7 protein-coding genes and 1 pseudogene are annotated in these 10,664 nt (G+C 37.6%); 5 read left to right on the plus strand and 3 right to left on the minus strand.

Annotation, left to right across the window (positions count from 1 at the left end; translation table 11 throughout):
- Window positions 1-27: 27 nt before the first annotated feature.
- On the minus strand, window positions 28-1,002 hold the full coding sequence (locus tag H6G48_RS20770; protein ID WP_190723048.1) for a methyltransferase domain-containing protein: 975 nt from the start codon (window positions 1,000-1,002) through the stop codon (window positions 28-30).
- Between the two features lie 864 nt (window positions 1,003-1,866).
- Window positions 1,867-3,357 (minus strand): glycosyltransferase family protein, encoded by a 1,491-nt coding sequence (locus H6G48_RS20775; RefSeq protein WP_190723049.1) that lies wholly within the window; start codon window positions 3,355-3,357, stop codon window positions 1,867-1,869.
- Between the two features lie 502 nt (window positions 3,358-3,859).
- Between H6G48_RS20775 and H6G48_RS20780 the strand changes: the two genes are divergently transcribed.
- The 5 genes from H6G48_RS20780 to H6G48_RS20800 all read left to right on the plus strand — a co-directional run bounded on the left by H6G48_RS20780 (window position 3,860) and on the right by H6G48_RS20800 (window position 10,076).
- Window positions 3,860-5,230: an ArnT family glycosyltransferase gene (locus H6G48_RS20780; protein WP_190723050.1), complete on the plus strand. Its 1,371-nt coding sequence runs from the start codon at window positions 3,860-3,862 to the stop codon at window positions 5,228-5,230.
- A 39-nt stretch (window positions 5,231-5,269) separates the two neighbouring features.
- Window positions 5,270-6,892, plus strand: coding sequence for a glycosyltransferase 87 family protein (locus H6G48_RS20785; protein ID WP_190723051.1), 1,623 nt, complete (start codon window positions 5,270-5,272; stop codon window positions 6,890-6,892).
- Window positions 6,893-6,919: 27 nt separating this feature from the next.
- A complete protein-coding gene (locus H6G48_RS20790; RefSeq protein WP_190723055.1) occupies window positions 6,920-8,524 on the plus strand; it encodes a glycosyltransferase 87 family protein in 1,605 nt (534 codons plus the stop codon).
- 20 nt (window positions 8,525-8,544) lie between these two features.
- Entirely contained in the window at window positions 8,545-9,402 is an 858-nt protein-coding gene (locus H6G48_RS20795) for a glycosyltransferase (RefSeq protein ID WP_190723052.1), read from the plus strand.
- 203 nt (window positions 9,403-9,605) lie between these two features.
- A complete protein-coding gene (locus tag H6G48_RS20800; RefSeq protein WP_004162940.1) occupies window positions 9,606-10,076 on the plus strand; it encodes a DUF4079 domain-containing protein in 471 nt (156 codons plus the stop codon).
- 13 nt (window positions 10,077-10,089) lie between these two features.
- Here H6G48_RS20800 and H6G48_RS20805 read toward each other — a convergent pair.
- Window positions 10,090-10,664 (minus strand): annotated as a pseudogene (locus H6G48_RS20805) (RNA-guided endonuclease InsQ/TnpB family protein); the annotation flags it as partial.

Raw genomic sequence — 10,664 nt, forward strand, 5'->3', positions numbered from 1 at the left:
GGAGACTGGTCTGATATTTAGGCATTTCTAATCTTGATAGAAACGACTTTTTACTAAACAATAGGCTCTTTCATCGCCGTCACGACTGGCGGGATCGGAGTTTTCGGTATTACCTACTGTTATATAATCGCAAATTTCCCAGCCGGTTCGCTGTAAAATTCGGCGTAACCCGGCATTAGAAAAGATCCAATAGTTGGTGGAATCATTATTTGCTTCTAGTTCATCGAGTAAATAGGCTAGAGGAATCGCGGAAAGATCGATTCGATTAGCGGCATTACTCACCGTATTAAACTTAGTGACGCGGGTGCTAATCAGGCAATAATTGGCAGATTTCGCTAAGGTTTCGAGGGCATAGTAGGGATTTTTGAGATGGTATAAAATTCCTAAGAAGATGACTAAACTATAGCTTTTTTCGGGGAGGAGAAACTGGGAATCTAAGTTAACATCATGAATCTCCACAGAGGAAGAAAGTGCGGTTTTGAGCAGTTTAACCCCCTGCATAAGATTAAAGTTAGTAGGAGCGTAGTCAACCACCTGTACTTTACAGCCCAAAGATTCCAGAAAAAACGCCAGATCGCCATCGGCACAACCAATATCAACAATCGGTTTTTCCGAGATTAGTTCTAGGAGAAAACGGTTTTTACCTGTTAATAGTAATTCGAGAATCTCGAAGCAGGTTAAAGTGTTGTAAGGATACCAGCCAAAATTGTCGGGAGCGAGTTTTTCTTTTTCGGCATCTAATTGGACTCGAAACTGGCGGCCCTTATTTTTGAGCACGCTAATATCGAGAAGTTTCGGACTAATTTCTTGCAGTTCGGGAATGGTTAAGGATAACTGACCTAATCTTTCATAAAGAGCATTTTTTTCTCGAATCATTTCTTGTTTTTCTTGATTCAAACTCTTCAGATGATCTTTGAGAGAATCTCGTTCTTCAATTAAAGTCTCTCGTTCATCAACTAAGCGAGGATATTTCCAGAACTTAAGATATTTCTTGATTTTCATCTATCAATAGGAAGGAATTAATTTTACTAAGTGGGTGGGTGGAATTAAATATAAGATGAACGTAGGTTGGGGTGAAGCATGAAACCCAACGCCCGCATGGGTTACGCTACCGCTAACCCATCCTACAAATAATTGTGCCTCCCTACTTAAGTTAGTCTAGAAGGTGTCTGGCTGTTGGATATTTTTACCAAAACCACTCTAATAATACCCTCGATTGGGATCATTTGTCAAGATATTTACCAAAATTTTTGATGGTTAAAGTCAGCTTATTATTGGCTTTCGTTAATATATAGGCTGAGAATTTTTGCAGATAATTGATTTTGAATAATTATAGATTCTGGGTAACTTCCTTAGATAATTTTCCAATATTTGGGAAAATCTCGACAATTGGGACAGTATTCAATCAAAACAGTGGTGGATGATTTTGCTGGCATTCAGTCCAAACCAAGCCTCATCTCCGTGCAATCTGGGGAAAGAGGAGAGGTTGACGATGATCACAAAAAGTATGTAGATTAAAATCAGAAAACTTAGGTAAATTGGCAAGATTTTAACTTTTTTCATGATCGAAGTTATCCCGCTTAGATAATTAACTTTTTTTCTGCTTTTTAGACTTATTTTTGACAAATTCTGGTAAGGATTCAGGTCAGACAAAAAGCAGTCAAACCCATGCTGTGTAAGCATTTAGGCGAATTATGGACAAATCCTCATTCTCATTAAGAAACGCTGAAAGCCTTAATTTTCGTGCTTATTGAGAATGAAACTGTTAGTTTAGCGAGTTCTGAGATTTTAGAAGCCGCTCTGTGACTGCATTTGAGGCACCTGAATCCTTACAAATTCTGCAAGTTTGCCTAAAGATATATGATCCTACTCACCAGCTTCTTTGAGATACTGATTGATATGATAATTCGGGTTAACTTGACAAGAATTAGATCGCCTGTAAACGCAAGTTCCGTTAAAGCATTTCTCCCGTTGATAATCTCCGACGGCGGCCCGGTCTTGGTTAAATAATAGATAATTAAAATAAGGTTGTAGTTCCTCGAAATTTTGGTTATCTTTGAGGAAATAAATCGGTACATCTTGGTGTAAGTAGGCGTATCCCCCCGTATATTGCCACGCCAATCCTTTTACTCCTAAACCGCAGAGTTTTTTCTCGCTACTTAAATACTGATAGGCCTGTAATTGTCCGCCGTGGGTTTGCCAGTGAGTATAGCCCGGTTTTTGCCAAGGCGGTCCGAAATTAAAAGTCTGGTCGGTATTAAAACGCCCCGCCAATAACCAGGATAGAAAAGCCCAAAGAAGTAAACTACTAAAAATAATGATAGTTTTGCTGGCGAGGGAACCTCGCATTAACGATAAACGCGAGACGAGAGTGGCGGTTCCCAAACTGGCGAGAATAATAATTAATGGTAGGGCAGGGAACATATAGCGATATTCTTTGTGACCTAAAAAGCTGTGAGAGAGGATAATAACTAGGGCCAGAAGGGCGAGAATCCAGTGACGACGAGCAGCGATTGCAGAGAAGAAGAGGATCGGAAACAGCCACCAAGACCAATTGAGGGCTAACCAAGTAAAATATTGCTGCCAGGGGGATACGCCAAAACTATTAAATTTTCCTTCAAAAATATTAATCCAGATCAGTTTCCAAATCGATTGGAAGGGGGTGGACAAAGTGAAAGTGTCTAAAGCGCCACCCAGCAAAACCGGACCGAGAAAACCGAGGGCAAGGGGCAGTAATTGTGGAAAGTTTTTTTGTCTAATTTGATAAATGAGGGCGATGGCGATGGCAGGCAGTAAATGAAATCGAAGATAGGTGGTCAATCCGTAGAAAAACCCCGTCCAATACAGTCGCTGACGAGAGGGGGGATTTTTGCCGTAACATCCTAAATAAACGCCGACTAGCAGGGAATAAGCAGCAATAACTTCGGTGAAGGCTTTCGGGGCAAAATAGATAAATTCAAACCAAATCGCACAAATACCGCCGGTTAGGATAGCACCAGCCAAACCGATACTTTCGTAGGCGATCAAGAATCCGATCCAAACGGGGATTAAAGATAGTAAACTGAGGAAAATCTTGACGCTGGCCAGATAGCCACTGGAGCCCTCGGAAAAACCAGCAGTTAACTTCATAATCCCGCCAAGAATGCCTGGAAATAACCAAGAACGAATCCCGTCCCGAAAATCCCAAGGTATCATCCCATTACCAAAAGCTAGTCGATGACCCTGTTCTAAGGTCTGAAAAATTTCATCCGGCCAGAGAATATTAGGATAAGAGAAAGCGGCATTTAGACGGAGGAAAAGGGCAAAAATAAGGATTAATAACAACCAAACTCTAGAATAATTTAACTGACGAATCATGTTGGCAACTAAGGATAAAGATTTTTGCTTTAGGGGAAAATATAGGGATTTTTAACGGGGTAATTGTTGTTACTAGGCTATTAAGTAGGTGGGTGGAATTAAATATAAGATGAACGTAGGTTGGGTTGAAGCATGAAACCCAACGCCCGATTATGTTACGCTACCGCTAACCTATCCTACAAATAATTGTGCCTCCCTACTTAAGCTAATGTTTTTTAGCATATTGCTGATGGTAATGTCAATCTCTTAAGTTATAGTTTAGTAGGGAGAAACTGGGGAACTTTTCTCCTAGAAATGAGTCCCTTGCCTAGAGTTGGCTATTAAAGATGAGTTTGCCCTTTGATACCCCTGAGAATTTACGAAGGAGAAATTATCAAGGTTAAGTCATCTCGATAATCAGGTATTTAATCGCTCTGGGTTTGCCAAAAAATTTAACCGTCAAACCGTGATACAATAGCACGGGTTCACCCCAAAAAATAAATAGCGAGCTAATTTCAGAATAATGCTGCAACGAGATTTTCTATTTAAGAATTTTGAAAAGTTTGATTACCGTCTATTTCTGGGTGTATTAATTACGGTCTTGGGATTTATCTTAAGATATTATCAGTACGATTCCTTGCCTCCCTATAACTGGACTCAAGATGAATTTGCTTTTGCTTGGAGTGGCATGAGTTTGATTCAAGAGGGAGTTCCTACCAGTTGGTCTTTCCTCAGTCCCACGGATGATTTTTTGGTGACAGTTTGGGAAAAAACTGCTGTTCGTTATCGTTTTGTTACCCCTTGGTTTGATCATCCTCCCTTGTTTGGATTAATTGTGGGTATGACGGCTATTTTATCGGGAGCAAAGGAATTTTTTGACTGTAGTTTAACAGTAATTAGAATTCCTTCTTTAGTTTTTGGCAGTCTCTCTATTTTCTTGCTTTATTTATTAGCTTTACGTTTGACTAATACCGGTGTGGCGATTATAACTTCTTTAATTTTTGCCACTAACCCCAATACGGTTTTTTTATCTCGTTTAGCAGTTAGTGAAAATTTATTATTATGTCTAAGTTTAGCGGTAGCAATTTTATTCCTTCAGTACGGTGAAAAGTCTCAAAAAAAGTATCTATACTTGGCTATAGTTCTAGGTGGTTTAGCACCTTTAGTTAAGGTGACAGGATTATATATTCTAGGTTCTCTAGTCGCTTTACTATTATTCCAAAAAAATTGGCGAGATAGCTTAATCGCTTCTCTGACGGCAGTTTTATCCTTAGGTTTGTATTACCTTTACGGTTGGTTTTATGATTTTAGTTGGTTTTTAACTACTCTCCAAGAACATAAAAATCGCTTTACGGATTTTGCTATGTTAAAAAATCTAGTTTTACCTACAGTTTTTTTTGAGGATGGTTGGTTAATTTTTAGTTGGATCACTCTACTGTTAGTTGCCAGATTTCCTTTGAAAATATCTAAGATACGATTAATTATTTTTCCTATATTAATCTATACAATTCTTCTTATTTTTTCTGGCGCTCAAAGCCATTACTATGCTTGGTATGTAATTCCTTACTATGGATTTCTCTTGCTAGTGCTTGGTATATTCTTAGACGATTTTCGTAAGAACCCTGATTTTATCAGTGCTGCCACTATCTTTATTTTTCTTGTCGTTTGGTCGGTGAATTTAAATATTAAGGATTGGGTTTTGAGTTCCCCTTACGGTAGATATGACTTTATTATCGGAACGGCAATTACTTTAGGGGGATTTTTCTTTAATGATTTAACCGAGAAAAAATCGAAAATTTTAACTAATTTTGTCAAGATAATCATGCTGATTGTCTTTTTGGGATTGTTACTAGGTAATCTTAATCTCATCCTTAACTATAAATTGCCAAGTTAAGCTAGTAAAACTAAACAAATAAATCTTGAATTTTCAATTATGACAATCCTGAAACGTTTTCCACTTTCTCATCCCTTATTTTGGGCAATTATCTACTTTGTTGCTTTGGGAATTATCTCGGTTATTTTAGGTCAAGATGTTAGTTGGGATTTACGAAACTATCATTTTTATAATCCCTATATGTTATTGACAGGAAGGTTTAAGTATGATGTCCTACCCGCGCAGATACAAACTTTTTTTAATCCCCTGATTGATGTTCCCTTTTTCGTCGCTATTTATTATCTAAAACTGCCTCCGATTGTCGTGGGGTTTTTAATGGGAGGATTGCACGGGTTAAATCAATGGTTAGTTCACCTAATTACCTATCATTCCCTAGATAAAGTTTCGGAAAGATACAAGATAACTCTAAGCATAGCGGCAGCGATTACCAGTATTTTTGGGGCAGCCTATATCTCGGAGTTAGGAACCAGTATTGGTGATAATACCACCAGTGTTTTCGTTCTGGGAGGATTATTTTTTATAGTTAGTAGTTTCGGGAAAAATCTGCCAATTCCCTCTAAAAATATTCTTTTAGCTGGACTCTTATTAGGATTGGCAACGGGGTTAAAATTAACCAATGCTTTATATAGTATCAGCTTTTTGATAGCCATTAATTTTTTACCCAATTCTTGGCCTGATAAACTGCGTAACCTCATGTTATCAATTCTCTCAATGGCCGTGGGTTTTAGTCTCACTGCTGGTTATTGGATTATCCTAATGTGGACAAAGTTTGCTAATCCTCTTTTTCCGTTCTTTAATAAAATTTTTCAATCTCCTTATATAGAAACCGATGTCAATTTGCAAGACCTGCGATTTTTGCCTAGAGACATTTGGCAATGGTTATTTTACCCTTTTTATTTTGCTCAAGAACAAACCTTAGTAGCTGAACTTAAATTTAAAGAATCTCGCTTTGCGATCGCTTATATTCTCATAGTAATATTGCTGGGTTTTATTCTTTATCGCTATGGTAACAAAAAATTAACTTTTCCTGTAAATAACCTAATTTATACCTCAAATTTAAGCTTTTTACTACCCTTTTATTTGACCGCTTACTTGATTTGGTTAATGAAATTTTCTATCTATCGCTATCTCATAGTTTTAGAGTTAATTACTCCCATTTTAATTATCTTAATTGTTGTCTATTTCTATCCCAAAAGAAACCCAGTATTATTAGTAAATCTGGGGATTTTTGTTTTAATTTTAGCTACTGTTAAACCCCTAGATTGGTGGCGAATACCTTGGTCGGATAACTATTTTAGTATTGATAGACAAGCTTTGGTACAATATCAAGATGATGTAATTGTTCTCTGGGGAGGAGAACCGGTCGGCTATGTGGTTCCCTATTTTTCTAGTAATACTCGCTTCCTGCGGATTACTGGTAATTTTGGGTTAAGTCCTCATACCAAAATGAGTAAAATAGCAGAAGAGATTATCGATAAAACTCCCGAATCATCGCTGTATTTACTAGAGGTCAATTTTGAACTAAAAGAATCAGATAGGGAAAAATCTAAGCAAGCAGCTTTAGAATTGCGTAAACTTGTTATTGATCGCAATAATTGTCAACCTTTTATAACTGCTATTGAAAAATACTCAATTTGTAAACTCGGAAAAATTTCAACTTAAATACTCTAGAAAACTAGGTAATCAATGATGACAACCCTGAAACGGTTTCCAATTTCTCATCCCTTATTTTGGGCAATTATCTACTTTATTGCTTTGGGAATTATCTCGGTTATTTTAGGTCAAGATGTTAGTTGGGATTTACGCAATTATCATTTTTATAATCCCTATATGTTATTGACAGGAAGGTTTAAGTATGATGTCCTACCCGCACAGATACAAACTTTTTTTAATCCCCTCATCGATGTTCCCTTCTTTGTCGCTATTTATTATCTGAAACTGCCTCCGATTGTCGTAGGGTTTTTAATGGGAGGATTTCACGGGTTAAATCAATGGTTAGTTCACCTAATTACCTATCATTCCCTAGATAAAGTTTCGGAAAGATACAAGATAACTCTAAGCATAGCGGCAGCGATTACCAGTATTTTTGGGGCAGCCTATATCTCGGAGTTAGGAACCAGTATTGGTGATAATACCACCAGTGTTTTCGTTCTGGGAGGATTATTTTTTATAGTTAGTAGTTTCGGGAAAAATCTGCCAATTCCCTCTAAAAATATTCTTTTATCTGGATTCTTATTAGGATTAGCAACGGGGTTTAAATTAACCAATGCTTTATATAGTATTAGCTTTTTGGTAGCTATTAATTTTTTACCTAATTCTTGGTCAGAAAAGTTACGCAATTTAATTCTATCAATTCTCTCAATGGCCGTGGGTTTTAGTCTCACTGCTGGTTATTGGATTATCCTAATGTGGACAAAGTTTGCTAATCCTCTTTTTCCCTTCTATAATAAAATCTTTCAATCTCCTTATATCGAAACCGACTACAATTTTAAAGGGATACAATATTTGCCTAAAGATATCTGGCAATGGTTGTTTTATCCTGTTTATTTTATCCAGAGACAAACTCTTGTATCTGAGGTTCCTTTCCAAGATAGCCGATTAGCTATAACCTATTTATTGATAATTTTACTAATAGTAGTGATTATTTTTCGTGCTATTTCTAAGCGCAATCTATCTTCTGAACCTGACTTAACCCACGGTGCAGTTTTAGGGTTTTTACTGCCTTTTTCTCTGACCGCTTACTCTATTTGGTTAGTGGGATTTTCTATCTATCGTTATCTGATGCCATTAGAATTAATCACTCCCACTTTAATTATTTTGATTATTGCCTATCTTTATCCTCGAAAGAAACCATTATTAATCATAAATTTGGTAATATTTTCCTTAATTGTCACTACGGTTAAACCGATGGATTGGTGGAGAATGGGATGGTCAGATCATTATTTTGGTATCGATAGTCAAGCATTAAAACCCTACGAAAATTCCACGATTGTTATCTGGGGAGATGAAGGAACATCTTTTATCGTCCCTTATTTTCCCGCTTCGACTCGTTTTGTGAGACTCAAAGGCAATACTGGAGTCAGTGAGGGAACTTTAATGCGAAAAAATGCCGAGACATTTATTGCTAATACTCCCCCAGAATCTCTCTACATTCTCCAGACGGACTTTAATAAAAAATCGCCTGATATAGTGGGGGATTTAGCGAAGGAAAATCTCGTTATTGACTTCCAAAGTTGTCAACCCTTTCCCACCAAAATCGAAAAATTTAATCTCTGTCGTCTTCAGAAAAAGTAATTCTCTACCTTTTATCTGTAATGATTTATCTATTGACCGTTAACTACAATTGCGCGGAATTAATTAAGCGTTTAATCGCTTCCCTCAACGATGAATTATCTGCTACTCTCATCATTGTTAACAATTCCATTGAAGATAAAAATATCCAATCTTTAGCAGCGCAAAGAGTCAAGATTATTGAAGCGGGGGAAAATTTAGGATTTGGGAAAGGATGTAATCTGGGACTTGATTGGATTTATCAACAAGACAGAGAAGCTATCGTTTGGTTAGTTAATCCTGACGCTTACTTATTACCGGACTCTCTGGAGAAAGCAAGCAAATTTTTTCAGCAATATCCGGAAGTTGCCATCGCTGGTACAGAAATTTACGAACCGGATGGTAAAATCTGGTTTGGTTGGGGAAAATTTAATGCCAAAATCGGCACAATTAACGTGGTGGAGGAATCCTTAGACTACGGAGATAAATCCTATCTTATTCCCGACTGGGTGACGGGATGCAGTTTATTAATTAATTTCTCTAATTTTTACACTTGTCCCCATTTTGATCCCGATTACTTTCTCTACTACGAAGACTTTGATTTTTCCCGAAGATACGCAAATCAAGGCTATTTAGTTGTTGTTACCAATCAGATTAAAATCATTCATGAACCATCTTCTATCACCCGTCGCTATGGTTATCTAAGACTAACTCATAATATCTATAGTTATCTTCTCAGTCTCGAAAAACATACGACTTTAACTATCCTTGTTTATCGCTTGCTGCGGATGAGTTTTATGTCTTTACTGATCCTTCCCATTAAACCAAAATTCTCCCTAGCCAAGCTGCAAGGAATTCAACTATATTGTCAAAGAATTATCACTAAACTGCGTCTAGGTTGAAACCCTTAGTTTTGCCGCTTCTGGCATTATTCTTACTAAATCCTGTTTAAAAGCTATAGGAGAGCGGGAAGTGGCGCGTACTGGTGATGGTGAGCTATGTTGCTGATCTAGTCTGACAAGTCTAATGACCCGAAAAATAAGGAAGAGTGAGCGATTCATGTTAATTTTTATTAAGAAGCGATCTTTGATGAGAACAGACAACTATGAACTTCGAGATTCCCAGTGCCGTAAAAACTTGGTCACAATTTGGCCATCCCATTCTCATGTGGGTTTTATTAGGGTTAACTATCTATGCCCTCTATTCGGGGCTACAATGGCGACGGACGCGTACAGCAGATAAGGACCTAAAAAAAGAATTATTGCCCAAGGATTTTCGCACTAAACACTATCAAATTGGCTCCCTAATCCTCGCTTTAATGGTCTTGGGGACGATCGGGGGTATGGCGGTGACTTATATTAATAACGGTAAATTATTTGTCGGTCCCCATCTGCTGGCGGGTTTAGGGATGGTGGGTTTAATCTCGATCAGCGCCGCTTTAGTACCTTTAATGCAAAAAGGCAATGAATTGGCCAGAATCACCCATATTACCCTTAATGCCGTCATTTTAGGTCTTTTTGGCTGGCAAGCCTTCACAGGAATGGATATAGTCCAGCGTATTCTCAGCAAAATTTGACATACTCCCACCGTCAAGCTACGCTGTGACGGGGGATTCTTGACCTATCACTATCGTAAATTCCTTGTTCAACGAGACAGCTTAGATTCTCAATGTCTCCACTGAAAATCTTTCTTGCCGGACTCTCTATTATGCGTTTGGGTCGGTTTCTGTTTGCCCAACAGTACCGTTGAGATGATTTCCCAAATATTTCAACCCTTTTTTAAGAATGTTGATTGCTGCATTATGATCCCTATCTAAGATTGTTTTACAGTTAGGACATTGATGAGTTCTAGTGCTTAATGTTTTTTGAACTCTCGTCCCACAAACTCAACAATCTTGGCTAGTAAAATGCGGTGGTACAGCAATACAAACAATCCGATAAATCTTGGCAAAAAATTCAAACCATTCAGTGAATTGATACCAAGAAGCATCAGAAATAGACTTAGATAGCTTACGGTTTTTGACTAAGTTTCTTACCTTTAAAGCTTCATAAACTACCAGATCATTAGACTGGACTAACGCCAAAGCATCTTTAATTGCTTTGTCTTTACGTTGTCTTGACACTTTAAGATGAAGCCTAGCTACTTTTATCCGTTGCTTGTGATA

This window comes from Microcystis flos-aquae FACHB-1344 (assembly GCF_014698375.1).
GTDB lineage: Bacteria > Cyanobacteriota > Cyanobacteriia > Cyanobacteriales > Microcystaceae > Microcystis > Microcystis aeruginosa.